The following is a 24,551-nucleotide window of genomic DNA, read 5'->3' on the forward strand; positions in this document are numbered from 1 at the left end:
GGCTAGCAAGGATTCACTCCGCACCGCCGCCGACCGTGTCCCCCATGCCCGTCGACTCTGGACAGCCGAAGCTACCCGGGATTAACTTGTGGGGCCATCACCTGGCACGTTCCGCCCCGCCGGCAGCTCCGGCCGGCACCGTCGAAGGGAGCGCCGCCGTGCGCCGCACCGTGTTCAACGAGGACCACGAGGCCTTCCGGGAGACCATCCGGGACTTCATCGCCAACGAGGTCGTCCCGGTCTACGAGGGCTGGGAGGCCGAGGGCCACCCGCCGCGCGACTTCTACCGGCAGCTCGGTGCGCTCGGCGTGTACGGCATCGAGGTCCCGGAGGAGTACGGCGGCGCGGGCGAGAGCGGCTTCAAGTACCAGGCGGTGATCGCCGAGGAGACCGCCCGGGCGGGTGTCAGCTTCGGCTCCTCCGGCGTGCACACCGGGCTGGTGCTGCCGTACCTGCTGGAGTACACGAACGACGAGCAGAAGCGGCGCTGGCTGCCCGGCTTCGTCTCCGGCGACATCATGACCGCGATCGCGATGACCGAGCCGGGCGCCGGCTCCGACCTCGCGGGCATCACCACCACCGCGCGGCTCTCCGAGGACGGCACCCACTACGTCCTGAACGGCGCCAAGACCTTCATCACCGGCGGCGTGCTGGCCGACCTGGTCCTGGTGGTCTGCCGCACCGCCCCGTACGACCCGGCCGACCGCCGGGCCGGCCTGTCCATCCTGTGCGTGGACACCGCCTCCCCGGGCTACACCGTCGGCCGCAAGCTGCAGAAGATCGGCCTGCGCACCTCGGACACCGCCGAGCTGGCGTTCAGCGACGTCAAGGTGCCGGTGGAGAACCTGCTCGGCGAGGAGGGCAGGGCCTTCGCCTACCTGACCCACAACCTGGTGCAGGAGCGCCTGGCGATCGCCGTCGGCGCGTACGCGGCGGCCGCGGCGGCGGTCCGGTTCGCGGTGCAGTACGTCAAGGACCGCAAGGTGTTCGGCAAGGCCGTGGCCGAGTTCCAGAACACCAAGTTCACCCTGGCCGACTGCGAGGCCCAGGTGGTCGCGCAGCAGTCGATGGTGGACCGCGCGCTGGAGCTGTACCAGCGCGGCGAGCTGACCGTGGCCGACGCGGCCGCGGCGAAGCTCTTCTGCACCGAGTCGGCCTCCACCGTGATCGACAAGTGCCTCCAGCTGCACGGCGGTTACGGCTACATCCTGGAGTACCCGATCGCCCGGCTCTACACCGACAACCGGGTGTTCCGGATCTACGGCGGCACCAGCGAGGTCATGCGCAGCATCATCGCCAAGTCGATGGGCCTGTAGGCCCGTCCGGGCAGGACGGCGCGGCGGGCCGCACCCCCATGGCGGCCCGCCGCGCCCTTCCCGGTCCGGTCAGTTCGGCGATGCCTGCTCGGCTCGCCAGGCATCCCAGCCCGCGGCGGACGCCACCTTCGCCCCGTGGAACGCCCGGTGGGCGATCGCGGTCGGCGGCGCGTCCATGTTCCGCATCCAGTTGCGGCCGGCCGTGGCCAGCGCCGCACACACCATCACGGTCCCGGCCGCACCGAGCGCCGCACCGATGCCGGTGAGCACCACGCCACCGGCCAGCAGCGAGCGGTTGACCTGGAACCCGCTGAAGAAATTCTCGTTGGTCGCCATGCCTCCACGATGAGCGCAGTGGGCGCAGGCTGCACGTCGAGCGCCTCCGGGTGCGCGACCCGGGTGCGTCCGCGACCCTGGCAGCAAGGGTCAGGAGGACGCGCGATGTCCGATCTCGAACAGCTCGCCGTGGAGCACGCCGCCCTCGCGGCCGAGAGCCCGCACGGGCGCAGCGCCCACCTGGTGCTGCACGACGGCGTCCTGCGGCAGACCGTGATCGCGCTGACCGCCGGGACCGCGCTGGACGAGCACAACCCGCCCACCGCCGGGAGCGTCCAGGTGCTGCGCGGCCGGGTCTCGCTGACCATCGCCGGCCGCCGGCTGGAGCTGTCGGCCGGGCGCCTGGAGCCCGTACCGCAGGAGCGGCACGGGCTGCTGGCGCACGTCGACTCGGTGGTGCTGCTCACCGCCGTCACCACCTGACCCCCCGGCGGGCGGCTCAGCCGGGGTTGAGCACGCTGCCGCTGACCAGCCGCAGCCCGCGCAGGAAGTCCTGCCCGCTGGGCGCGAGGTCGGGCGCGGCCAGCCACTGGGCGGCGTAGCCGGCCAGCAGGGTCTGGTAGAAGGCGCCGCGGACCTCCTCCTCCTCGGAGTCCACCACCTCGGGCAGCCCCTGGAACAGGGCGGAGAGCCCCAGCCGGCCTTCCTTCTGCGCCCCCGCGAAGGCCTGCGCCAGTTCGGGGGCGTGCGCGGCCTGCGCGAGGGCCTCGAACTGGGCCGCCCAGAGTCCGCGGTGCTCGACGAAGACGTCGCGGAGGCCTTCCCAGACGGCGGCGAAGCGCTCCTCCGGGTCCTCCGACACCTGGTTGGCGGCCACCACCACCTCGCCCAGGGACGCCCCCATCTCGCCGATCGCCTCGATCATCGCCGCGTTGAGCAGCGCGTCCTTGGAGCCGAAGTGGTAGCCGATGGCGGCCAGGCTGACACCGGAGGCGGTGGCGATGTCGCGGGCGGTGGTGCGCCCGTAGCCCTTCTCGTACAGGCAGCGCTTGGCGCCGGCCATCAGGTCTTCGCGGTTTCCCATGCCCCAGATCCTACGGAAGGACTGGACAGATGTCTTGCACGATCGTCTTGCACGAGCGATTTACACATCTGTACTAGACAAGTGTCTGACACGCTCGTACTGTCTTCCTCATGACCGCAACCACCGGCCGCGCAGGCCGTCGCGAATGGATCGGCCTGGCCGTCCTCCTGCTCCCGACCCTCGTCCTCTCCATGGACATGGGCGTGCTCTTCTTCGCCGTCCCGTTCATCTCCACCACGCTGGCGCCCAGCGGCACCCAGCAGCTGTGGATCATGGACATGTACTCGTTCCTGCTGGCCGGACTGCTCATCACAATGGGCTCGCTGGGCGACCGGATCGGCCGCCGCCGGCTGCTGGTGATCGGCGCCACCGGCTTCATCGGCGCCTCGCTGCTGGCCGCCTGGTCGCACGACGCCGACCAGCTGATCGCGGCCCGCGCCCTGCTCGGCGCCGCCGGGGCCACCGTGATGCCCTCGACCCTCGCGCTGATCCGCAACATGTTCCACGACCCCAAGCAGCGGCAGGTCGCCCTCGGCGCCTGGGGCGGCGTCCTCACCGCCGGGGCCACCCTCGGCCCGGTCGTCGGCGGCCTGCTGCTCGAACACTTCTGGTGGGGCTCGGCCTTCCTGCCCGCCGTCCCGGTGATGGCCCTGGTGCTGCTGTCCGCGCCCGTCCTGCTCCCCGAGTACCGCTCCACCGCCCGCACCGGCCGCTTCGACCTGCTCGGCGCCGCACTCTCGCTGGGCGCGATCCTGCCGCTCGTCTACGGGGTCAAGACCATCGCCGTCGACGGCTGGAGCCCGCTGCCCGCGCTGGCCGTCGCGGCCGGCCTGCTGCTCGCCGCCGCCTTCGTGTGGCGCCAGCGCACCGCCGCGAACCCGCTGCTCGACCTGAGCCTGTTCAAGATCCGCACCTTCAGCGGCGCGATCAGCGTCAACACGATCGCGATGTTCGCGATGATGGGCTTCTCCCTCTTCACCTCGCAGTACCTGCAGCTGGTCAAGGGCATGAGCCCGCTGACCGCCTCGCTGTGGTCCCTGGTGCCGAGCGTCGGCGTCGGCGCGGCCGTCGGGATCAGCTCCGCGCTGGCCGGCAAGGTCCGCCCGGCGGCCCTGATGGGCGGCGGGTTCCTGATCGGCGCGGCGGGCTTCGCGATGATGACGCAGGTCGGCGCGCACTCCCCGCTGGCGCTCATCCTCACCGCGGCCGGCGTGCTGGCCGCCGGGACCGTCGGCACCATGACGATGACCGCCGAGATGGTCGTCTCCGCCGCCCCCGTCGAGCAGGCCGGCGCCGCCTCCGCCACCTCGGAGACCGCGGTCGAGCTCGGCAGCTCGCTCGGCATCGCCCTGCTCGGCGCGGCCGGTGCCGCGGTCTACCGCCACCAGCTCGACGGTGCCGCCCTCCCGGCGGGCGTCCAGGGCGAGGCCGCCCACGCGGCCCAGGACACCCTCGGCGGCGCGGTCGCCGTCGCCGCCCAGCTGCCCGGCCGGCTCGGCGCCGACCTGCTGGAGACCGCCCGCACCGCCTTCACCGACGGCCTGCACGTCGCCGCGGGGGTCGGTGTGGTCCTCGCCCTCGGTGCCGCGCTGCTGGCCTACCGCCTGATGCGCCACCTCCCGGCCGCCGCTCCCGCCCCGGCCCCCGAAGCCGAACCCGCCACCGTCTGACCCCGTCCCGGCCCGATCCACGCGAGTCATCGAGAGCCCCCGCCCATCCCGGGCGGGGGCTCTCCGCCGTTCGGGGCACTCCGGTCCCCGAGGCACCGCAGCAGAGCCCTGCGACGGTCGCGGGGCACGGCGGCCACCCGGCACTCGCCCGCGACGACGCGCCCCGGTCCGGCCGGCCTTCTTCCGTCGACTCGCACCCGTCGCGGGCCCGGCGTGCCAGGGTGGGCACATGGGTGCTGATCGGGCGCGGGTGCGCGGGAGTTACGACACGGTGGCCGAGGAGTACGCGGGGCGGATCGGGGGTGAGCTGGCGCACAAGGCGGTGGACCGCGCGCTGCTGGGGGTGGTCCTGGAGGAGGCGGCCGGCGGGGTGGTGGCCGACCTGGGGTGCGGGCCCGGGCACGTGGCGGGGTGGCTGGCCGGGCACGGGGCCGAGGTGGTCGGGGTCGACATCTCGCCGCGGATGGTCGAACTGGCCCGGCGCGCGCAGCCGAAGGCCACGTTCCGCACCGGCGACCTGCTGGCGCTGCCCGCCGCCGACGGGGAGTTCGCCGCCGCCGTCGCGCTGTACTCGGTGATCCACCTGGAGCCGGACGAGCTGGCGCCCGCGTTCGCCGAGGTGCGGCGGGTGCTGCGGCCCAGCGGGGTGCTGCTGGTCTCCTTCCACCTCGGCACCGAGGTGCGGCGGATGGCGGAGTGGTGGGGCCACCGGGTGGACGTGGACTTCCACTTCCTGGAGACCGGGGCCGTCGCCGACCACCTCGCCCGCGCCGGATTCGGCGTCGAGGTGCGGATGGAACGCGAGGGCCTGCCCGAGGAGGCCCCGACCCGGCGCGGCTACCTGCTGGCGCGACGGACGGAGTGACCGTCCACCCGGGGGTGGACGGGGCCGCGTCCACCCCCGGGTGCGTGCCCCGGTGGCCCCGGGGGAGGACCGTGAAGGGGTCCCTCCGACCGACGGGAGCCGCCCCGTGTCCCTGCCCGCCCTCCTCTCCCTCCTCGGCGTCCTGTGCTGGGTCGCCTACGAGCTGCTGCTGCGCCGACGCGAGGACGCCGCCGCCGGCACCTGGCGAGCGGACCGCCGCGACCGCGGCTCGACCCGGCTGCTGCTCGGCTGCTACCTGGCGTCGGCCCTGGTCGTGGTGGTGTTCGACCGCGGCTCGATCGGCCGACTGCCGCTCCGGGCAAGCTGGTTCGGTGTCCCGCTGGTCGCCGCCGGGCTGGCCCTGCGGGCCTGGGGCATGCACACCCTGGGCGCGTACTACACCCGTACGCTGCGCACCGTGGACACCCAGCACGTCGTGCGCACCGGCCCGTACCGGCTGATCCGCCACCCCGGCTACGCCGGCAGCCTGCTGGTCTGGATCGGCTACGCCCTCGGCACCGGCAGCTGGGCGGCCGCCCTGGTGGTCGCCGGGCTGCTGTTCGCCGCGTACGGCTGGCGGATCACCGCGGAGGAGCGGCTGCTGCTGGCGGCGCTCGGGAACGAGTACGCCGAGTACCGCCGGGTGACCAGGCGACTCGTGCCGTTCGTCCACTGATCGCACCGGGGCGGGCCGCGGAGGCCGACTCCGTCCCGCCCCGGGCCGCCGACCGTCCTCGATCTCGCGGCCCGCTTGAGCGGCACCTGGTTTTTGGCCAGCGTTTCCCGGCCGGTGTATCCGTTCGCCGTGAGGGCCAGGCATACTGGCCAACACGGGCGCGCGCGCCCCCCGTGACTCTAGACAAGAAGGGACCGGTGGCCAGGGATGCTGCGGAACGGTCTTGAGCCCTGGCACATCTTCGTGGTGCTGGCGGTCGTAATCCTGCTGTTCGGATCGAAGAAGCTGCCGGAGATGGCTCGCGGCCTGGGCAAGTCCATGCGCATCCTGAAGGCCGAGACCAAGGCCATGCGCGAGGACGAGACCCCGGCGGACGCCGGCACCGCCCAGAGCACCGCCGCTCCCCAGCAGAGCGCGGACCGTCCGGCCGTCACGCCGACCAACGTGACCAAGGCCACCGAGAACAAGCGGCCCGAGACGACCGCCTGATTCTCCCCCGTCTTTCGGAACGCCCCCGGTGAACCCACCGGGGGCGTTCCGCTGTCCGGGGGTTCCTCCGTCGTCCGGGCCCTCGCGTTCCGACGGCTCCCGCGGTCCGACGGATCCGCGCCCCGTCGGCCGCCGGGCCGGTTCGTCCGGTCGGCGTAGGCGGGCGGGCGCCCGGGGCTCCGTCGGCACACGCTGGGCGGGATGTCCGACAACTCGCCACCGTCCGCCGACGTACGGGCCTGGTGCTGGCTGCTGCTGGCATTCACGCTGCTGATGGTCGGGTACTTCACGCTGCCGCTCGGGTGGTTGGGCGATCGCCACCCGGTCGTCAGCTGGACGGCCTTCACCTGCGCGCTGGCCGGACTGACCTGGCTGATGCTGGCCAAGATCATCGGGGTGATGCAGGGGACGGCGAAGCGGCCGGTGGTCTGGCTGGTGTTCCTGATCGGACTGACGGCGACCATCTTCTCCGCCACGTACTACGCGATGGGCGCCAACAAGTCGGAGTTCGCCGGGCTGGAGACACGCCTGGACGCGCTGTACTTCACCGTCGTGACGATGTCGACGGTCGGGTACGGGGACATCACCCCGGCGGGGCAGTCGGCACGGCTCGTGGTGATCCTGCAGATCCTGTACAACTTCGTGATCCTGGCGGCGGCCGCCGGGACGGCGTCCCGGGCGGTCCGCAGCAACGTGGAGCGACGGATCAAGCGCCAGGACTGAACCCGCGCGGGCACACAGGATTCTCCACAGGCTGTGGACGACGCCGCCCCGCCGACGGACCGGCCGGAGGCCCGACGCGATCGGACCGGGAGTCAGCAGGCCGCCGCTGCCGCCGTCCGGGCGCCGCCGCCGGGCCCGGGAACGCACCGGCCCCCGCCCGGAACGGACGGGGGACCGGGTGGAGCGTCAGGGAACCGGTCGGTCCCGTGTTGCAGCCGACGACCGTGGTGCCGGACCGCGGCACGGGCCCGTCCCGGACGGTGCCGACGGATGTCGCCCCCCGGGGGAACGGCGGCCGTCAGCCGTCCTGGAGGTCGGCGGCGGTGTGCAGGGTGGCGAACAGGGCGGAGAGCCGGGCGTTCCAGTTGGCGTAGGTCGGCGGGTTGATGGCATGCCGCTTGGCCATGTCCTTGACCACCTTCTGGGCGCTCTTGAGCTCCTGCGCGGCGGCGTCCGGGTCCCCCGCGTCGAGGCGGGTGGAGGCGGTGTCGAGGATCCTGAGCAGTTCCGCCTGCTTGTCCCGGTCCTTGCCCACGTCGGCCTGGGCCACGGCCTGCCGGAACGACTGGAGCTGCAGCTCCGCCGGCTGGTTGCGCGGGACGGCCTGGGTGGGTGTCGGGGGCGCCGACGGGGTGGCGGGGGCGGCGGAGGTGGCGGTCGCGGCGGGCTTCGGGCCGGTGGCGGGCGTCGTGACGGGCGCCGTGGCCGGGCCGGAGGACACGGCCGGTCTGGCGGCCGACGGGTTGCCCGCCGGGCCGTCGAAGGCGGTGAGGGCCAGTGCGGCGACGCCCGCCAGGCCCGCCACGCCCAGCGCGCCGAGCACGAGGGGCTTGCGGCGGCCGGTCCGGGCCGGCGCCTCCGGCCCGGGCCCGGCCGGCGGGGCCGCGGGAACGGGCGCCATCACGGAGGTCGCGGCCGGGGGCTGCGGCGGGAGCAGGGTGGTGTGCTGGTGGTCCGAGGACGCCGGGGGCACGGCCCGCGGGAGCGCCTGGGTGGCCGCCGCGGTGGTCGCGAGGAGTTCGGCCGTCGGATCGCCGACGATCAACCCCGGTACGGTGGCGAGCAGTTCGGCCCGGGCGGCGGAAGCGTCGGCGGGCCGCCCGGCCGGGGCCTTGGCGAGCAGGCGCAGCACCACCGCGTCCAGGGCGGGCGGCAGGCCGGGGCGCCGCGCGGACGGCGGCAGGGGCTGCTCGTTGACGTGCTTGAAGGCGATCGCCACCGGGGTCTCGGCAGTGAACGGGGCCGCGCCGGTGAGCATCTCGGTCAGCACGCAGCCGACCGCGTACAGGTCGGTCCGCCCGTCCAGGGCCGAGGCCGTGGCCTGCTCGGGCGAGAGGTAGGCGGCCGTGCCGAGCACGCTCGCGGTCCGGGTCAGGTTGTCGGAGGAGGCGGCCCGGGCGATGCCGAAGTCGACGACCTTCACCCCGCCGTCGTCGGTGATCATGATGTTCCCGGGCTTGATGTCCCGGTGCACCAGCCCCGCGGCGTGCGCCACCGCCAGCGCCTCGCAGACCGCCGCCGCGATGCCGACGGCCCGTTCGACGGGCAGGGCGGGCTGCTGCGCCAGCACGGCGGCCAGCGAACGTCCGATGACCAGCTCCATGACGATGAACGGGGTGCCCTCGTCCACGCCCGAGTCGAAGACCATGGCGATCCTCGGGTGCACCAGCATGGCCGCGTGCTGCGCCTCGCGGCCGAAGCGCTCGGCGAAGCGCGGGTCGTCGGCGAGGCCCCCGTTGAGGACCTTCACGGCCACCTGGCGGCCCAGCACGCGGTCCACGGCACGCCAGACGGTGGCCATGCCGCCGACGCCGAGCATCTCGACGAGTTCGTAACGCCCGTTCAGCGCCCGTCCGATCACCTGGAGCTCCCCTCACGTGCCCTGCCCGGGGTTCCGGGCCGCCTCGTGCACCTGTGCACGATAGCCGTACGGCCGTGCGACCCGGCCGGGGGCGGAGGGGTGGCGGTCGGGGGACCGGGCAGCGGTCCCCCGGCCGCCGGCGCGGGGGTGCGGCCCGCCCTGACTGCGGGAGGGCGGGCCGCACGTTTCCGGGCCGGCCGGGCCGGCGGCGCGTCCGGGGTGACGCCTTGCCGGTCCGGCCGGGGCCGGCCGGGTGGACGGTGGGCACGGGGGAGCCGACCGGCCACCCGGGGTCTTCGGGTGGTACTGCTTCCTGCTGTCCCGCGGGTGGTGGTGCGTCCCGCGGGTGGTGCGATCCGGGTGGGCGGCGAGCCCGGGGGGAGTCGCTCGCCGCTCACCCGGAGTTCTCGGGGTTACCTCTCGGTGTTCTGGTCGTCGGCGTGACCGGGCTTGCTCGCCCGGACGTCGGGTACCAGGGGTGTGGCGGGCACGGCCGGTACGGGCACCCCGCCCTTGCCGGGCTTGACGACGCCGCCGGTGTCCTCACCGTTGCTGCCGCCGTTGGCGTTGCCGCCTCCGCCGTTCCTGCCGTCGGTGTTGCCCTTGCCGGGGCCGGTGCCGGGCGCGGCACCGGTCCTGGCGGGGTCGCGCGGCTGCGCGCCGGTGCCCTGGTGGTCGTCGTCCCCCGCGCCGGCGGCGCCGGCGCAGAAGTCCGCCACCCGGTCCGCGCCCCCGGCCGCCGCGACCAGCGGGCCGTAGACCGGATCGGTGACCAGCCGGGCCTGGCGCTCGCCCTTGGCCGTCCGGTCGGCGAAGCTCCGGCACAGGCCGAGCAGCGCGGGCGGGACGACGGGACGGTCGCCGCGACCCTCGGCCGACGGGGTGCCGGGGGTCGGGCTGCCGGACGGGGCGACCATCTGCGGGCCCGCGGAGGCACCACCGGACGGACGGGCCGACCCGGACCCCGGGGCGAACGGGGCAGCGCCGTGCGAACCGGCGGCCGACGCGCCCGGCGAGCTGCCGGAGGCGCCCTGGGCCCCGAGCGTGTGCTCCGGCTCGGCGAGTCCGCCGCCCAGCGCGGACGACAGGTTGCCGGTGCCGGCGGCGACCGCGACCCCGCACAGCGCGGTGGCGCCGAGCACGACGGCAGCGGCCTTCGTGCTGAAGGCCCTGGCCAGCGCGGCGGTTGCCATCGATCGTCTCCGGACGGGGGTCACTACGGGTGCGGGCGTGAGACTCGCCTCCCGGAACGCGGCCAGCGCGGCCTCCTCCCCGGCCAGTTCGCCGACCGTCGCGGGAGCGGCGGCCGCGGCGAGCACCCGGGCGAGCTGCCCGGGACCTCCGTCCGGTCCGGTGAGCGAGGCGCCCTGCCCGGCCGACGGGGCGGCCACGGCACCGCCGAGCAGCTGCTCGGCGGTATCACGGTCGATCCGACGGGATCGGTTGGTGCTCATCTCATGTCCTTCAGCGTCGCGGCCCGGCGTTCTGTCACACCCTGCGGAGAAATCTTTTTCGGCGGTTTCCCCGCGGGTTGTCCGGAGGCCTTCCCGACGCTCCCTCCGGCGGTCCCGCCGGGGGCCGGATCCCGGCCCCCCGGCCGCGCGGCCGGGATCCCGCCCCCGGACGCGAAGGGCTGCTCCAGCAGCTTGGCCAGCCGGCGCAGCCCCCGGTGGGCGGCCATCCGGACGCTGCCGGCCCGCTTGCCGAGCACCCGGGCGGCGCTCTCCGCATCCAGCTCCATGACCACCCGCAGCAGGACCGCCTCGGCCTGGTCGCGCGGCAGCCGGGAGATCAGTGCCAGCGCGTCGGCGGTGCCGACCGTGGCCAGCGCGGCGCCCGCGGTGTCGTCCCCGGCCGCCAGCTCGACGAGGTACTCGAAGGGCAGGTCGGCGACCGGACGGCGGCGGCGGGCGCGCAGGTGGTCGAGCGCCCGGTGGCGGGCGATCGTCGCGGCCCAGCCGCGGAAGCCGTCCCCGTCGCCGGAGAAGCCGCGCAGGTCGCGGGCGATCTGCAGCCAGGCCTCCGAGGCGATGTCCTCGGCGTCCTGCATGTCCTCCGGCCGGCCGCCGACCAGCACCCGCAGGTAGCGCAGCAGGCCGGGCTGGACGGTCCGGAACAGCAGCCGGAACGCCTCCTCGTCCCCGCCCTGCGCGGCTCGGACCGCCTCGGTCAGATCGACGGGAGCGGCGACCGGTCCCGGGGGTGGGCCGGTGGTCGGTACTGGTCCGGACCGGCCGACGTGGCTGCCGGTGCCCGCTCCGGGGCGCTCTGCACTCTGCACCCGCCACATGATGCGCCATTCGGACGATCAGGTCGGCTCCGACCGAAGGACCGGACCACCCCGGGGCCGGGCTCCCGCGTGCTGCCGCCCCTCGTCCGCAGCCCCTGTGGGCATGCCCTGACCGTGCCGTCCGTGGACGAATCAGTCCGGGCCGCCGCCTCGGCCGGGGGCGGGACGCCGGAAGCCCGGTCCGGCCACGCGCCCCCGCGTGCTGCGACCCGCCCGCAGCGCCCTGCCCGCCGGGGTCCGCCCGCCTGGATCCGACGCTCCCCGCCGCCGGCCGGGTGCCGCCCGCCTTCGCTCCCAGCCCGGTCCGGTCCGCCGCTGCCGACCCGACGGCCGCCGCCCTGGCCGCCGGGGACGAGCGGTTCGACACCGTCCGCCGCCCGGCCCCGTGCGCCACGAGCAGTGGACCTCCCCCGGGGGTCGGCCGGAAAACCGCAGGTGGGGCGGGGTGTCACGGCGGGCGCCATGACAACTGTCATGCGGATCCCGCAACGGACGGCACTGCTCCGGCGGAGGGTCGGACGGAAAGACTGGAGGCACGACGCGGGCAGCAGCCCGCGGCCACCAGCCGGGGAGGAACCCACCGTGAGCCAGACCGTCAGCGCCGCCGCCGTCACCGTCGCCGCTCCCGCGCAGGCCGCCACCGCTGGCGCCGCCCACGCCAAGGCCCCCAACCCGCTGGCCTCCGGCCTCCGTCCGCTGGCGCTCGACGTCGCCGCACCGCTGGCCGGCTACTACCTGCTGCACTCGGCCTGCGGCCTGAGCGAGTTCGCCGCACTGGCCTGGAGCAGCGCCTTCCCGGCCGCCCGCACCGTCGTCGGCCTGCTGCGCGAGCGCAAGCTCAACCTGTGGGCCACGCTGATGCTGACCGTCAACCTGGCGGGCCTGGCACTGACCTTCGTCACCGGCGACGCCCGGCTGATGATCGCCAAGGACGGCGGACTGAGCGGCACCGTGGCGCTCGCGATCCTGGTCTCCGCGCTGATCGGCAGGCCGGTGATGAGCCCGATGCTGATGCCCTTCGTCACCAAGGGCAAGCGGGACCGCGCCGCCGCCTGGCAGCGGCTGGCCGAGGGCCGGGCGGCCGCGTCGCGGTCCTTCCGCCGCCATGAGCGCCTGTTCTCGGGCATCTGGGGCACCGCCCTGCTGGCCGAGTGCGTGGCCCGGGTGGTCGGCGCCTTCACCCTGCCGGTGTCGACCATGGCCTGGCTGTCCACCGTGTTCCTGATCGGCGCGATCGTGGCCGGTTCGATGCTCGGCCGGATCGCCGTCGAGCCGATGGAGAAGCTGGTCGGCGCCGAGGCCGAGACCCCGACCGCCGCCTGAGCACAGCCCCGGCCGGCACGTGAACAAACGGTTCCGGGCGCTCGAACGGCCAGGAACCATCCGGATCTCCCGGGAGTCCTTACATAACGAGGGGGTAACGGGACCCCCGGCGAGGAAACGGGGAGCCCCATGCACCGGACGACGGACGCGCTGACCACCATCGAGGACCGCACCCTCGTCTGGGACGGCTGCCTGAACGTCCGCGACCTGGGCGGGCTGCCCACCGCCTCCGGCCGGCTCACCGCCCGCCGCGCGATCGTCCGGGCGGACAACCTGGACCGCCTCACCGCCGAGGGCTGGGACGCCCTCCTCGACCACGGCGTCCGCACCGTGATCGACCTGCGCAACACCGAGGAGTACAAGCCGCTCCTCCCGCTCCCCGACGGCGTCGACCTGGTCCGCGTCCCGCTGGACGAGCTCGCCGGCCCCGCCTGGTGGGAGGCCCACGGCCGGCTGGACGGCACCCCGCTCGCGCTCCGCCCGTACCTGGACCACTGCCCGCACGCCGCCGCCGCGCTGATCGCCGCGATCGCCGGCGCCCGCCCCGGAGGCGTGGTCGTGCACTGCGGCGCCGGCCGTGACCGCACCGGCCTCGCCGCCCTGCTGCTGCTCGCCCTGGCTGGGGTCGACCGGGCCGCGATCGCCGAGGACTACCTGCAGAGCGCCCCCAACGTCCGCCCGCTGTACGGGATGCTGGGCCTGCCCGACCCGTACCGCAGGATCGACGCGGTGCTCGCCGAGGCCGGGACCACCGCCGAGGCCGCCCTGGAGGCCGCACTCGACGGGTTCGACCCGGCCGGCTACCTGCTCGCCGCGGGCGTCACGCCCGCCCGGATCGCCGCCGCTCGCGGCCGGCTGCTGCCCGCCGCCTAGGACGGTCGCCGGACGCCGCCCGAGCGGACCGCCGGGAACTCCACGACAATCGTCAACCGATGGTTGACGGCCTCCGGGTCGACAACCTACGGTTGACGCATGGAGAATCCCGTTGTTCCCAACACCACTCCGCTGCGCCTCGACGACCTGATCGCGGCGATCAAGCAGGTCCACACCGACGCGCTGGACCAGCTCTCCGACGCGGTCATCGCCGCGGACCACCTCGGCGAACTCGCCGACCACCTGATCGGCCACTTCGTCGACCAGGCCCGCCGCTCCGGCGCCTCCTGGACCGACATCGGCCGCAGCATGGGCGTCAGCAAGCAGGCCGCCCAGAAGCGCTTCGTCCCCAAGGACCCGGCCACCCCCAACGACCTCGACCCCAGTCAGGGCTTCAGTCGCTTCACCCCCCGGGCCCGCAGCGTCGTGGTCGCCTCCCAGGAGGAGGCCCGGAAGGCGGCCAACGCCGAGATCACCACGGCCCACCTTCTGCTCGGCCTGCTCGCTGAGCCCGAGGGCATCGGGATGAAGGCGCTCGCCGCCCAGGGCGTCACCTCCGAGGCCCTGCGGGCGGCGGCCACCGCCGCCCTGCCGGCCGCCGCCGACGAGCTGCCCGCACTGATCCCGTTCGACGCGGGGAGCAAGAAGGTGCTGGAGCTGACCTTCCGCGAGGCGCTCAGGCTCGGCCACAACTACGTCGGCACCGAGCACGTCCTGCTGGCACTGCTGGAGCAGGACAACGGGCAGGACGTCCTCACCTCGCTCGACGTGGACAAGTCCGAGGCGGAGACCTTCGTCTCGGAGGCCATCGCCGCCCTCGTCGCCGCCCGGAACACCGAGTCCGAGCAGCAGGGCTGAGGACCCGGCGCCGCGCCCCGGACGGAACTCCCGACCGGGGCGCGGCACTTCCTCCCGAAAACCGGATCCGGCCGGAAACCGGATCGGATCAGAAACCGGAGACGTTGGTGGTGACGATCCGGACCCGGCCGTCCTCGGCCGCCTCCAGGGCCGCCCGCAGCCGGGCCGAGCGGGCGGGGCCGAGCAGCTCCAACGCCTCCTCGACCGGGGCCCAGCGGTGGTCGTCCAGCTCACCGGCCGGGACGGTCACGGGGGTGCCGTCCGGGACGGTGCCGAAGTCGAACATGAAGTGCTCGGCGGGGTGGTCGAGTTCGCCCGACGGGTGGGTCCAGGAGATGGCCAGCAGCTCGCCGGCCTCCCCGACGATCCCGGTCTCCTCCTCCAACTCCCGTACGGCGCACTCGACCGGGCCCTCGCCGAGGTCGATCGTGCCGCCCGGGAACTGCCAGTGCTCGCGGTACCCGGCCTTCACGATCAGGACCCGGCCGGACTCGTCCCGCAGCAGGCAGCCCGCCGCCGCGTAGATCCTGGGCAGGGACGCCAGCCATTCCTCGCGGGACTTCAAGGGCTCTGTCGTCACGGTGGTCCTCCTGGGGCGCGTGGGTTCGACGACCCCACTCTGCCACCGGATTTCGGGCCGGACCGATGAGTCGGCGCCCTCACGCCGGTCCAACCCGCATGACGACCGCCACCGGGACGACACCCGGCACGACACCCGGCCCCACACCCGCCGCGACCGTACTGACCTGCGACCTGGGCGCGCTGAGCGCCCCCGACCTCGCCGTCGTCGACGCGCTCGCCAGGCTGAGGCTCGCCGCCGCCCGGCACGGGGTGGGCGTGGTGCTGCTGAACGCGAGCGGCCAGCTGCGCGAACTGCTCGCCTTCAGCGGGCTCACGGCGCTGCTGCCGGACGCGGCCGATCCGCTCGGCCCGACCGATCCGCTCGACCCGGACGGACTACGCGACCCCGCCGGACTACTCGGTGTCGCCCTCCTCGGCGTCCAGCCGGGGCGGCATGCCGAACAGCGGGAAGAGCACGTCGGTGTCCAGGAAGTTGGTGAACCCGGTGATCCGGCCCCCTGACACCTCCGGCACGATCAGCGCCCACGGCTCGTGCCCGCCCGCCGGGCTCGGCCGGTACTGGGCGAAGGCCGGCCCGCCGTTGGCCGTGACCGGGAGCAGCCGGGAGCCGCGGCAACCGTTCCCGGGGCCCAGCATCCAGGCCCTGATCTCGTCCTGCCCCTGCAGCCACATCGCGAACGGCGGCATGTTGAGCGTGACGTCCTCGTGCAGCAGCGCGGCCAGGCCGTCCATGTCGTAGGCCTCGAAGGCGCGGACGTAGCGGTCCAGCAGCGCGCGGTGGTCCTCGTCCAGCGCGGGGGCGGGCCGGGCGGCCGGGGCGTCCGAGGCGAGCACCGCACGGGCCCGCTGCAGTGCGCTGTTGACCGAGGCCACCGTGACGCCGAGGAGTTCGGCCACCTCGGCGGCCTTCCAGCCGAGCACCTCGCGCAGGATCAGCACCGCGCGCTGCCGGGGCGCGAGCCGCTGCAGCACGGCCACGAAGGCCAGCTTCACCGATTCGCGCTGGGCGGCCACCTCGGCCGGGTCCCCCGTCTCGGGCAGCACCCGGCCGTCCGGGGCGGGGCCGATCCACGTCACCTCGGGCAGCTGCGTGCCGTGCGCCGCGGCCACCGTGACCGGGCCCGCCAGGTCCATCGGACGGGCCCTGGCGTTGCGGCCGTTCAACGCGTCCAGGCAGACGTTGGTGGCGATGCGGTACAGCCAGGAGCGCAGCGCCGCCCGGCCCTCGAAGCCCCGGTGCCCGCGCCAGGCCCGGACCATGGTCTCCTGCACCGCGTCCTCGGCCTCGAAGACCGAGCCGAGCATGCGGTAGCAGTAGCCGGTGAGTTCGGTCCGGTACCGCTCCAGCTGGAGCTCGACCGGCTCCTCCGTGATCACGTCGGCCATGGTGTGCCCCCGTCGTCCTGCCGTGCGTACTGAACGGGACGAACCTAGCGCAGGGCACCGACAGTCCGGTCCGCCGCGCTCCGGCCGCCCCCGCAACGCCCCTGACCGCGCATCAGGGGCGGGCGCCGACGGCCCGGCACCCGCCCCTCGGCGGAACGGCGCGCCGGGCGGCCGCTCAGTGCGCGGAGTGCTTCTCCGCGCCGCGGTGCCGGTGGCCCTTGAGCTCGCCGTGCATCGCGGGGGCGGCGTGGACGGCGGTGGTCGGCGCGTCGCGCCCACCGTGGCGGAACGCGTCGCCGCTGCCGTAGCCGGTGCCGGCCGCGGACGTCGCACCGGTGCGCAGCTTCGGCGCGATCCGGGTGGGTGGGCTCGCCATGCCGCGGCGTTCGAGCAGTTCCTGGGTGCCCTGACGGAGCTGGGCGGTGCTGCCCGGGGCTCGCTTGGTCATCGTCGGCCTCCCTTCGGCGGTCACCGGCCGGACGGCTGTCGACCGGAGGGGCCGCGCGGTCGCTATGTCCGGATTTTATCCGGCTTGCGCGCCCGTGCCACCGGGGGCGGCCCGCAGCCCGCGACCCGTGCGAGGGCCCGCCCCGGCCCACGGCCTCCCCCGACCCACGGCCTCCCCCGACCCACGGTCTCCCTCAGCCCATGACCTCGTGGACGAAGCACCAGCGCCAGTCCTCCCCCGGCTCGTACGAGCGGATCACCGGGTGGGAGGTGTTGTGGAAGTGCGCGGCGGCGTGCCGTTGCGGCGAGAAGTCGCAGCACCCGACGTGGCCGCAGTCCAGGCAGATCCGCAGGTGCACCCAGTCCCTGCGGCCCTGCGCCAGGCACTCGGCGCAGCCGCCGGCGGGCGGGAGCGGCTCGATGTCCTGAGGGGCCAGAGCGAGGTCTTCGCAGGCACTCATGAGTGCAGGCTAAGCCGCTCGGGGCCGCTCCGCCCGCTCAGGGACGGGCCGCTCAGGACGCCTCCGACACCCCGGAGGGGCCGGCCGCCTCGGACACCCCGGCCGGGGCCGTCCAACTCGCCAGCAGGGCCAGCTTCTGCGCGGTCGGCGACCCCACCGGGGCGGTGTAGACGACCAGCAGTTGGTCCGGCGAACCGTTGACGCCCAGGGTCTCGTAGCCGAAGTCCAGGTCGCCGACCAGCGGGTGCCGGACCAGCTTGACGCCGTGGGTCTTCTCCCGGACCAGGTGGTCCGCCCAGAGTCGGCCGAACTCCTCGCTGCGCACCGACAGTTCGCCGACCAGCGCGCTCAGCACCGGGTCGTCGGGGTGCAGTCCGGCGTCCCGGCGCAGGTAGGAGACGGTCTCCGCGGCGACCGCGTCCCACTGCCGGTAGTACTCCCGGGCCGCCGGGTCGAGGAAGGCGTGCCGGGCCTGGTTGGGCGGGCCGTCCGCGCCGCCGTCCGGACGCGTGGAGAAACCGTTCACCGCCTCGCCCAGCGCGTTCCACGCCAGGACCTCCATCCGGCGGCCCAGGACGAAGGCGGGGACCTCGGTCATCAGGTCCAGCATCAGCCTCGTCCCCGGCCGGACCTGCTGCCGCGCCCGTCCCCGGCCGGCTGCCGTCCCGGCCGGGGCCTTGGGCGGTCGGGCGAGCGAGCGCAGGTGCGCCGTCTCCACCTCGTCCAGCCGCAGCACCCGGGCCACCGCGTCCAGCACCGCGTCCGAGGCGCTGCCGCCCCGGCCCTGCTCCAGCCGGACGTAGTAGTCCACGCTGACGCCCGCGAGCTGCGCCACCTCCTCCCGGCGCAGGCCCTGCACCCGGCGGCGGCCGTGCGAGGGCAGGCCGACCTCCTCGGGCAGGATCCGGGCCCGGCGCGAACGGAGGAAGTCCCCCAAGGTGTTCTCCATGCCCGGCAGGTTAGTCGCGTGCGGCGGAGCGAGGGTGGTACTGCCGTTCCCAGGAAAGGCCGTCCCCGGAAGGGAGTTCCCAGGACGGCGGTACCCGGGAAGCACACGGCCCTGGGTCGGCCGTCACGGTCCGCGCAGAGTGGTCGGCGTCAGCCCGACCGCACCAGGAATCCGGAGCCCCCGATGAGCCTCGCTCCCCTCACCGCCCCCCTCGCCGCTCGCACCGCCGTCGTCACCGGAGCCGCCAGCGGCATGGGCGCCGCCACCGCCCGGACGCTCGCCGCCCAGGGCGCCCGGGTCGCCCTGCTCGCCCGCCGCACCGAGCGTCTGGACGCCCTCGCCGCCGAGATCGCCGCGGCGGGCGGCCAGGCGCTCGCCGTCACCGCCGACATCACCGACCAGGCCTCCGTGGACGCCGCCGCGAAGGCCGTCCACGACGCCTACGGGCAGGTCGACCTGGTGGTCAACAACGCCGGGGTGATGCTGCCCAACCCCCTGGCCGACGGCCGGATCGACGAGTGGACCCGCATGGTCGACACCAACCTCACCGGCGCGCTGCGGATCGTCCGCGCCTTCACCGCCGACCTCACCGCGGCCGCCGCCGAGGGCCGCACCGCCGACCTGGTCAACGTCTCCTCGATCGCCTCGCACGTGGTCTTCCCCGACTACGCCGTGTACGGCGCCACCAAGGCCGCGCTCACCCAGCTGTCGGCCGCCCTGCGCAGCGAGCTCGGGCCGCGCGACGTCCGGGTCAGCGCCGTCGAGCCCGGCCTGACCGACACCGAACTCGGCGGGCACATCGACAACCCGGTGCTGCGCGACCAGCTCGGCGGCATGTTCGCCGCCATCCCGGCGCTCGCGGCCGAGGACATCGCCGACCTCGTCGCGTACACCGTCAGCCGCCCCCGGCACGTCAACCTGCGCCACCTGGTCGTGCTGCCGACCCGGCAGGCGTGACCGGCCCACCGGCGTCCCCGCTCCGCGTCCACGGGTGGCATGGGAGCATGCCACCCGTGGCGATCGTGACGGGGAGAACGAACGGCGACACCGACGGTGGCGACACCGGAGGTGTGCCTGCGCAGCGCAACGGCGGCGCGGGGGCGCCGGACAGCCGGGCTGCGGGCAGTGGCGCTGCAGGTGGTGGCGCTGCAGGTGGTGGCAAGGCGGGCGGTGGCGCTGCGAGCGGTGGCGCTCCGGGCAGTGGCCCGAGAGGCGCCGACGCGAGAGGTGCCGGCGCGAGTGGCACCGGCGCGAGTGGCACCGGCGCGAGGGGTGCCGACGGCATACCCGGGCAGCCCGGACCGGCCCGGTTCCTGGCCCGGACGATGCCCGCCACCGGTCGGCTGCGGCAACCCGTCGCCCTGATCCGGCTGCTCGGCGGCCTGCTCGCCATCGCGCTGACCCTGCTGCTCGCCGACTACGCCCGCGCCACCACCGGCGGCATCGCCGCCGACGTCGCCGAGGCCGCCGGCCTGGTGCCGCGACCGCTGGCGGGCCTGGCCGGCGGTCTCACCACCGCCGCCGTCCTGCTGCTGCCGGTCGGCCTCGCCGTCCGGCGCCTGTTCGGCCCCGACCGGCGGCGGGCCCTCCAGCAGGTCTCCGACGGACTGCTCGCCGCCGTCCTCGCGTACGGCGCCACCCTCGGCGTGGACCTGTGGGCCGACAGCCTCGCCCCGCACTCGCTGCTCACCGCGCTCACCCAGCCGCTGCCCGGCAACGTCCTCGGGCGCACCGAGCCGGTCTACGGCTACCTCGCCCCTGTCCTCGCCTTCATGACCGCCTCCGGCAGCCGCGAACGCCGCCTGCCCTGGACCGTCCTCGCCCTCTCCGGCCTCGCCGGACTCGCCTGCGGCTTCGCCACCCCCACCGCGCTGCTGCTCGGCCTGCTCATCGGCTGGACCGGCGCCCACGGCACCCTGTACGCGGTCGGCAGCCCCGACCCCTGCCCCCGGCCCGGCGAGATCCTGCGCGCCCTGCGCGAGAGCGGCCTGCGCCCGGTCGAGGCCCAGCCGACCGGGCCCGACCGCTACCGGGTCCGGCAGACCGACGGCCGCCCCGACCTCGACGTCCAGCTCCTCGACCGGCAGGCAGTCACCGCCGCCGCCGTCCAGCGGGCCTGGCGCCGGCTGCGCCTGCGCACCGCCCCCGACCCCCGGGCCCTGCGCTCCCCGCGCACCGGGCTGGAGCACGAGGCCCTGGTCACGTACGCGGCCCTGGCGGCCGGCGTCCGCACCCGCGACATCGCCGCCACCGCCGGCCTCGGCCAGGACACCGCCCTCATCGCGTACGAGCGGCTGGACGGCCGCACCCTGGACCAGCTCGCCGACGAGGAGATCACCGACGAGCTGCTCGTCGACGCCTGGGGCCAGCTCGCCCTCCTCCAGCGCCGCGAGATCGCCCACCGCGCCCTCGTCCCCTCCTCCCTGCTGGTGGACGGCTCGGGCGCGGTGCACCTGGTCGACTTCGCCGACGGCGACATCGCCGCCACCGAACTCGTGCTGCGCTGCGACGTCGCCCAGCTCCTCACCACGCTCGCCCTGCGCACCGGCGCCGCCCGCTCGGTCCGCACCGCCACCGCCGTCCTCGGCCCCGACCCGATCGACGCCGTCCTCCCCCTCCTCCAACCCATGGCGCTCACCCACACCACCCGCCGCGCCCTCAAACGCCACGGGAAGCCCGCCGAACCGGCCCCGGCCCACCCGGAGCCGTCACCCGCCGGCGCGGGCTCCCGCCCCAGCGCCGGCAACCGTGCGAAGACCGTCACCGCCACACTCACCGCCACATCCGCCACCACGTCCACCGCCCCGGCCGCCGGCCCCGGCCACCCGACCGCCGGCTCCGGCAGCGACGGCGCGCAGGCCGAGCACGCCCCCGCGCCCGGTGGGCTGCTGGAGGAGATCCGGGCCGAGGTGCTGCGGGCACGCCCGCAGGTGGTGGGCCGGCCGGTGCGCCTGGAGCGGCTGCGGCCGCGGACGCTGCTGGCCGTCGTGGGCGGCGTGGTGGCCGGGTGGCTGCTCATCCCGCAGCTGTTCGCGGCGGAGGACAATCCGGTCTCCGCCCTGGCCGACGCCGATCCGTGGTGGCTGCTCCTGGCACTGGCGGCAGCGGCGACCAGCCACGTCACGGCGGCGATGGGCTTCGTCGGCTTCGTGCCGGAGCGCCTGGACTTCCGCAACGCGGTGCTGGCGCAGGTGGCCGGGTCGTTCGTGAAGCTGGTGTCACCCGGCGGGGTCGGCGGGGTGGCGCTGAACACCCGGCTGCTGCAGAAGGCGGGCATCCCGACGGCGCAGGCGCTGTCCAGCGTCGGCGTGGGGACGATGATCGGGCTCGTGCTGCACCTCCTGCAGCTGGGCGCCTTCGTCTACCTGCTGGACCTGCAGCCGGGCGGCTCCGAGCTGGACGCGCTGCCCGCGGTGGTGGGCGGACTGGCGGGCGCCGCGGCCCTGCTGGCGGTGGTGTCGGCGATCCCGGTGGCCCGGCGGTGGCTGGCCGCGCGGCTGCGACCGCTGACGACCGAGGTGCTGCCCCGACTGCTGGACCTGCTGCGCAGCCCGACCCGCCTGGCGGTGGGCGTGACCGGCCAGCTGCTGGTGTCGATCTGCCTGATCTCCTGCCTCTACTGCTGCGCCCGGGCGATCGGCCGCGAGCCGTCCTTCGCCTCGGTCGCGGTGGTGTTCCTGGTGGGCAACGCGGCGGGCAGCGCGGCGCCGACCCCGGGCGGGGCCGGCGCGGTGGACGGGGCACTGATCACGCTGCTGCAGCAGACCGCGTCGATGGAGAAGGGCGGCGCACTGGCGGCCGTGGCGCTGTACCGGCTGCTGACGCTGATCCTGCCGGTGCTCCCGGGGTGGGCCGCGATGGCCTGGCTGCAGCGCCGCCGCGCGCTGTAGACCCCGGGGGCCACCGCCCCGGGGACCACCGGCCCGGTGGCTACTCCCGGTACTCGTCCTCGTCGAGCTGGACCACCCGGGACTGCTCCGCGGCGTCCGCGACGTCGGTGGCCGGGTCGGCGCCGAGGGCGCGGCGCTCGGCGACCTCGTCGTACTCGTCGACCTGCGGCGCCTCCTCGTCCGGCTCGACGGTCTCGACGGTCTCGTCGATCAGGTACTCCTCGTGATCCTGCGGCATGGCGTCCGTCCTCACTGTTCGGAGGCTCCCACGGGCTCGGGTGGCGTACTGGAAGTATCCGCCGCCCGGCGCCCCGACGCGAAGCGCCGGGTCCGCCCCGGCGTGTTGCCGGAGGCCGCGCGACGCCCGGCCCGGACGCGGCCCGGACGTGGCCCGGACGTGGCCCGGACGTGGCGCGAACGTGGCCCGGACGCGGCGCGAACGTGGCCCGGACGCGGCCCGGGCCCGGCGCGCGAACCCCCTGATTGGCCCGCGGATCATGCGCCCGAATGACCCTGATGACGGGTGCACTCCGTCCCTAGGGTCGTGGCCATGACGACGAACGAGACCACCGGATCCCCCGCCCGCCTCGACTACGCCCGCACCGTCCCGAAGGTGTTCCGCGCGATGATCGCCCTGGACGCCGCCGCCCGCGAGGGCCTGGACCCGGCGCTGGTCGAGCTCGTCCAGATGCGAACCTCGCAGCTGAACAAGTGCGCGTACTGCCTGGACATGCACACCAAGGACGCCCGCAAGGCCGGCGAGAGCGACGAGCGGATCTACCTGCTGCCGGTCTGGCCGGAGGCCCCGGCCGGGGTGTACGGCGAGCGGGAGCGGGCCGCCCTGGCGCTCGCCGAGGCGATCGCGCGGGTCGGCGACGGGGTGACGGACGCGGTGTACGCCCGGGCCGCCGAGCACTTCGCCGAGGCCGAGCTGGCGCAGCTGATCTCGGTCTGCTTCACCATCAACGCCTGGAACCGCCTCAACGTGGCCACCCGCAACCTCCCCGGCGCCGCCTGAGCGGAGGACCCGCGGTCCGATCCGCCCCGGGGCCCGCCGCAGCGCCTGCCGACCCGCCCGCCCGGAACGCCGCCGAGGCCGCCAGGGGTACGATCGGTGCCGTACAAAGGGCTTACCCACACCCACCCGGTGGCCCCGAGGCCCATACGAACGACGGGGAAAGCATGTCCGGCTCGCACTACTTCACCGGTGCACCCGAGGTCGCCAGCGACCGCCGGCCGATCACGGTCTCCCTGCCGGACCTCACCCTGGAACTGACCACCGACACCGGGGTGTTCTCCCGCAGCCGGCTCGACCCGTGCACCCGGATCCTGCTGGAGCACGCACCCGCGCCGCGGGTGCGCGGCCCGATCCTGGACATCGGCTGCGGGTACGGTCCGATCGCGCTCACCTGGGCGAGCCGGCGCAAGCGCCTCCCGGTCTGGGCGGTGGACGTCAACGAGCGCGCCCTGGAGCTGGTCCGGCTGAACGCCGAGGCGCTGGGGCTCGGGAACGTCCACGCCGCCCTGCCCGACGACGTCCCCGAGGACGTCCGCTTCGCCACCATCTACTCCAACCCGCCGATCCGGATCGGCAAGGCCGCGCTGCGCCGCCTGCTCACGCACTGGCTCGGCCGGCTGACCCCGGACGGCTCGGCGTTCCTGGTGGTGCAGAAGCACCTGGGCTCGGACTCGCTCCAGAAGTGGCTGAACGAGCAGGGCTACCCGACCAGCCGGGTCACGTCGGTCAACGGGAGCCGGATTCTGGAAGTGCGGCCCCGCCCCGAGGCGGGCGAGGGCTCCGAGAGCGGACGAGGGACGACGACGTGAAGCAGCTGCGCGGGACCGAACTGAAGCGACTGCACCGATCCTGGCGGCGCAGCAACGCGTTCCGGCTCGCGATGATCCTGGAGAACCTGCAGTCGCCGTTCAACGTCGGCTCGGTGGTCCGGACCGGTGCGGCGATGGGTGCCGAGAAGCTGTACCTGACCGGGGACACCCCGTCGGTGCGCTCGTCCGGCGCGCAGAAGGCCGCGATGGGCACCGACAAGTACCTGAAGGTGGAGCACTTCCCGACCGTCGCCGAGGCGGTGGCGGCGGCGAAGGCCGACGGTTTCAAGGTGGTCGGCCTGGAGCTGGCGGACGAGGCCGTGCCGATGTTCGCCGCCGAGCTGACCCCGGCGGTGGCCTTCGTGCTCGGGCACGAGGACCGCGGGATCACGCCCGAGGCGCTGGCGCTCTGCGACCAGGTGGTGTTCGTGCCGCAGCTGGGCCGGGTCGGCTCGCTGAACGTGTCGGCGGCCGCGACGGTGGCCTGCTACGAGGCGCGCCGACAGGGGTACGCGATCAGCGGCACCCCGGACGGCGACCTCGCGGGCGACCTCGGCGACTTCGGCGGCGACGAGGACTGAGTCGTGTGAACGGCGGGAGGGGTGTGCCGAAAGGCCCACCCCTCCCGCCCTTTCCGCCCGGAAACCCCGCGCATCTCTGCCGAACGGCAGATGTGCGAACGGGCCCCGCCCGGAAGCATTCCGG

Annotated in this window: 27 protein-coding genes; 16 read left to right on the forward strand and 11 right to left on the reverse strand. The window is 74.9% G+C overall.

The window, feature by feature from the left end:
* The first annotated feature begins 158 nt into the window (after nucleotides 1-158).
* Nucleotides 159-1,316, forward strand: coding sequence for an acyl-CoA dehydrogenase family protein (locus ACIGG8_RS01970; protein ID WP_396544856.1), 1,158 nt, complete (start codon nucleotides 159-161; stop codon nucleotides 1,314-1,316).
* Nucleotides 1,317-1,385: 69 nt separating this feature from the next.
* Here ACIGG8_RS01970 and ACIGG8_RS01975 read toward each other — a convergent pair whose 3' ends face one another.
* Nucleotides 1,386-1,652, reverse strand: coding sequence for a hypothetical protein (locus ACIGG8_RS01975; protein ID WP_396544858.1), 267 nt, complete (start codon nucleotides 1,650-1,652; stop codon nucleotides 1,386-1,388).
* Nucleotides 1,653-1,757: 105 nt separating this feature from the next.
* Here ACIGG8_RS01975 and ACIGG8_RS01980 point away from each other — a divergent pair, with 105 nt between their 5' ends.
* Nucleotides 1,758-2,075 (forward strand): cupin, encoded by a 318-nt coding sequence (locus ACIGG8_RS01980; protein WP_350521716.1) that lies wholly within the window; start codon nucleotides 1,758-1,760, stop codon nucleotides 2,073-2,075.
* A gap of 16 nt (nucleotides 2,076-2,091) precedes the next feature.
* On the opposite strand, the gene ACIGG8_RS01985 is transcribed toward ACIGG8_RS01980, so the two are convergent.
* Nucleotides 2,092-2,676: a TetR/AcrR family transcriptional regulator gene (locus tag ACIGG8_RS01985; protein WP_396544860.1), complete on the reverse strand. Its 585-nt coding sequence runs from the start codon at nucleotides 2,674-2,676 to the stop codon at nucleotides 2,092-2,094.
* A 110-nt stretch (nucleotides 2,677-2,786) separates the two neighbouring features.
* On the opposite strand from ACIGG8_RS01985, the gene ACIGG8_RS01990 reads away from it, so the two are divergent.
* The 5 genes from ACIGG8_RS01990 to ACIGG8_RS02010 all read left to right on the forward strand — a co-directional run bounded on the left by ACIGG8_RS01990 (nucleotide 2,787) and on the right by ACIGG8_RS02010 (nucleotide 7,099).
* Nucleotides 2,787-4,346, forward strand: a complete 1,560-nt coding sequence (locus ACIGG8_RS01990) for an MFS transporter (RefSeq protein WP_396544862.1) — start codon at nucleotides 2,787-2,789, stop codon at nucleotides 4,344-4,346.
* Between the two features lie 229 nt (nucleotides 4,347-4,575).
* Nucleotides 4,576-5,211, forward strand: coding sequence for a class I SAM-dependent methyltransferase (locus tag ACIGG8_RS01995; protein WP_396544864.1), 636 nt, complete (start codon nucleotides 4,576-4,578; stop codon nucleotides 5,209-5,211).
* A 106-nt stretch (nucleotides 5,212-5,317) separates the two neighbouring features.
* Nucleotides 5,318-5,887 (forward strand): methyltransferase family protein, encoded by a 570-nt coding sequence (locus ACIGG8_RS02000; protein ID WP_396544866.1) that lies wholly within the window; start codon nucleotides 5,318-5,320, stop codon nucleotides 5,885-5,887.
* A gap of 207 nt (nucleotides 5,888-6,094) precedes the next feature.
* Nucleotides 6,095-6,376, forward strand: coding sequence for a Sec-independent protein translocase subunit TatA (gene tatA, locus ACIGG8_RS02005; RefSeq protein ID WP_350521721.1), 282 nt, complete (start codon nucleotides 6,095-6,097; stop codon nucleotides 6,374-6,376).
* Nucleotides 6,377-6,577: 201 nt separating this feature from the next.
* A complete protein-coding gene (locus tag ACIGG8_RS02010; protein ID WP_396544868.1) occupies nucleotides 6,578-7,099 on the forward strand; it encodes an ion channel in 522 nt (173 codons plus the stop codon).
* Nucleotides 7,100-7,397: 298 nt separating this feature from the next.
* Here the strand turns inward: ACIGG8_RS02010 and ACIGG8_RS02015 are convergent, their stop codons facing one another.
* From ACIGG8_RS02015 to ACIGG8_RS02025, 3 genes are all read right to left on the reverse strand, one after another.
* Nucleotides 7,398-8,960 carry a protein kinase gene (locus tag ACIGG8_RS02015; RefSeq protein ID WP_396544870.1) on the reverse strand — a complete coding sequence of 521 codons (1,563 nt, stop codon included), beginning with the start codon at nucleotides 8,958-8,960 and terminating at the stop codon, nucleotides 7,398-7,400.
* Nucleotides 8,961-9,373: 413 nt separating this feature from the next.
* A complete protein-coding gene (locus tag ACIGG8_RS02020; protein ID WP_396544872.1) occupies nucleotides 9,374-10,414 on the reverse strand; it encodes a hypothetical protein in 1,041 nt (346 codons plus the stop codon).
* Nucleotides 10,411-11,250, reverse strand: a complete 840-nt coding sequence (locus ACIGG8_RS02025) for an RNA polymerase sigma factor (RefSeq protein ID WP_396544874.1) — start codon at nucleotides 11,248-11,250, stop codon at nucleotides 10,411-10,413. Before ACIGG8_RS02025 ends, ACIGG8_RS02020 begins: the two co-directional genes overlap by 4 nt.
* A 582-nt stretch (nucleotides 11,251-11,832) precedes the next feature.
* On the opposite strand from ACIGG8_RS02025, the gene ACIGG8_RS02030 reads away from it, so the two are divergent.
* From ACIGG8_RS02030 to ACIGG8_RS02040, 3 genes are all read left to right on the forward strand, one after another.
* Nucleotides 11,833-12,573: a VC0807 family protein gene (locus tag ACIGG8_RS02030; protein ID WP_396544876.1), complete on the forward strand. Its 741-nt coding sequence runs from the start codon at nucleotides 11,833-11,835 to the stop codon at nucleotides 12,571-12,573.
* Nucleotides 12,574-12,702: 129 nt separating this feature from the next.
* A complete protein-coding gene (locus ACIGG8_RS02035) occupies nucleotides 12,703-13,446 on the forward strand; it encodes a tyrosine-protein phosphatase (RefSeq protein WP_396544878.1) in 744 nt (247 codons plus the stop codon).
* 99 nt (nucleotides 13,447-13,545) lie between these two features.
* Nucleotides 13,546-14,304, forward strand: coding sequence for a Clp protease N-terminal domain-containing protein (locus tag ACIGG8_RS02040; RefSeq protein ID WP_350519846.1), 759 nt, complete (start codon nucleotides 13,546-13,548; stop codon nucleotides 14,302-14,304).
* An 88-nt stretch (nucleotides 14,305-14,392) separates the two neighbouring features.
* Here the strand turns inward: ACIGG8_RS02040 and ACIGG8_RS02045 are convergent, their stop codons facing one another.
* A complete protein-coding gene (locus ACIGG8_RS02045) occupies nucleotides 14,393-14,884 on the reverse strand; it encodes an NUDIX hydrolase (protein WP_350519845.1) in 492 nt (163 codons plus the stop codon).
* A 98-nt stretch (nucleotides 14,885-14,982) separates the two neighbouring features.
* On the opposite strand from ACIGG8_RS02045, the gene ACIGG8_RS02050 reads away from it, so the two are divergent.
* Nucleotides 14,983-15,387, forward strand: a complete 405-nt coding sequence (locus tag ACIGG8_RS02050; protein WP_396544881.1) for an STAS domain-containing protein — start codon at nucleotides 14,983-14,985, stop codon at nucleotides 15,385-15,387.
* Here the strand turns inward: ACIGG8_RS02050 and ACIGG8_RS02055 are convergent.
* The 4 genes from ACIGG8_RS02055 to ACIGG8_RS02070 form a co-directional block, all read right to left on the reverse strand.
* Nucleotides 15,280-16,272: a sigma-70 family RNA polymerase sigma factor gene (locus ACIGG8_RS02055; protein WP_396544883.1), complete on the reverse strand. Its 993-nt coding sequence runs from the start codon at nucleotides 16,270-16,272 to the stop codon at nucleotides 15,280-15,282. The genes ACIGG8_RS02050 and ACIGG8_RS02055 overlap by 108 nt on opposite strands.
* Before the next feature lie 175 nt (nucleotides 16,273-16,447).
* Entirely contained in the window at nucleotides 16,448-16,720 is a 273-nt protein-coding gene (locus tag ACIGG8_RS02060; protein WP_350519842.1) for a hypothetical protein, read from the reverse strand.
* Between the two features lie 193 nt (nucleotides 16,721-16,913).
* The gene (locus ACIGG8_RS02065; RefSeq protein WP_350519841.1) at nucleotides 16,914-17,180 is read right to left on the reverse strand and encodes a UBP-type zinc finger domain-containing protein; all 267 of its coding nucleotides are present in this window, start codon (nucleotides 17,178-17,180) and stop codon (nucleotides 16,914-16,916) included.
* Nucleotides 17,181-17,232: 52 nt separating this feature from the next.
* Nucleotides 17,233-18,129, reverse strand: coding sequence for a helix-turn-helix transcriptional regulator (locus ACIGG8_RS02070; RefSeq protein WP_396544885.1), 897 nt, complete (start codon nucleotides 18,127-18,129; stop codon nucleotides 17,233-17,235).
* Nucleotides 18,130-18,312: 183 nt separating this feature from the next.
* Between ACIGG8_RS02070 and ACIGG8_RS02075 the strand changes: the two genes are divergently transcribed.
* Together ACIGG8_RS02075 and ACIGG8_RS02080 are read left to right on the forward strand one after the other, a co-directional pair.
* Nucleotides 18,313-19,086: an SDR family oxidoreductase gene (locus ACIGG8_RS02075; RefSeq protein ID WP_396544887.1), complete on the forward strand. Its 774-nt coding sequence runs from the start codon at nucleotides 18,313-18,315 to the stop codon at nucleotides 19,084-19,086.
* A 368-nt stretch (nucleotides 19,087-19,454) separates the two neighbouring features.
* Entirely contained in the window at nucleotides 19,455-22,019 is a 2,565-nt protein-coding gene (locus tag ACIGG8_RS02080) for a YbhN family protein (RefSeq protein ID WP_396544889.1), read from the forward strand.
* A 40-nt stretch (nucleotides 22,020-22,059) separates the two neighbouring features.
* Here ACIGG8_RS02080 and ACIGG8_RS02085 read toward each other — a convergent pair whose 3' ends face one another.
* Nucleotides 22,060-22,257 (reverse strand): hypothetical protein, encoded by a 198-nt coding sequence (locus ACIGG8_RS02085; RefSeq protein ID WP_350519837.1) that lies wholly within the window; start codon nucleotides 22,255-22,257, stop codon nucleotides 22,060-22,062.
* A gap of 312 nt (nucleotides 22,258-22,569) precedes the next feature.
* Between ACIGG8_RS02085 and ACIGG8_RS02090 the strand changes: the two genes are divergently transcribed.
* From ACIGG8_RS02090 to ACIGG8_RS02100, 3 genes are all read left to right on the forward strand, one after another.
* A complete protein-coding gene (locus ACIGG8_RS02090; protein WP_396544891.1) occupies nucleotides 22,570-23,037 on the forward strand; it encodes a carboxymuconolactone decarboxylase family protein in 468 nt (155 codons plus the stop codon).
* A 164-nt stretch (nucleotides 23,038-23,201) separates the two neighbouring features.
* Nucleotides 23,202-23,846, forward strand: a complete 645-nt coding sequence (locus ACIGG8_RS02095) for a methyltransferase (protein ID WP_350519835.1) — start codon at nucleotides 23,202-23,204, stop codon at nucleotides 23,844-23,846.
* On the forward strand, nucleotides 23,843-24,427 hold the full coding sequence (locus ACIGG8_RS02100) for a TrmH family RNA methyltransferase (protein WP_396544894.1): 585 nt from the start codon (nucleotides 23,843-23,845) through the stop codon (nucleotides 24,425-24,427). The genes ACIGG8_RS02095 and ACIGG8_RS02100 overlap by 4 nt, the downstream gene beginning before the upstream one ends.
* Nucleotides 24,428-24,551: the final 124 nt, after the last annotated feature.

The organism is Kitasatospora sp. NPDC085464 (assembly GCF_044541955.1).
In the GTDB taxonomy this organism is placed as follows: Bacteria; Actinomycetota; Actinomycetes; order Streptomycetales; family Streptomycetaceae; genus Kitasatospora.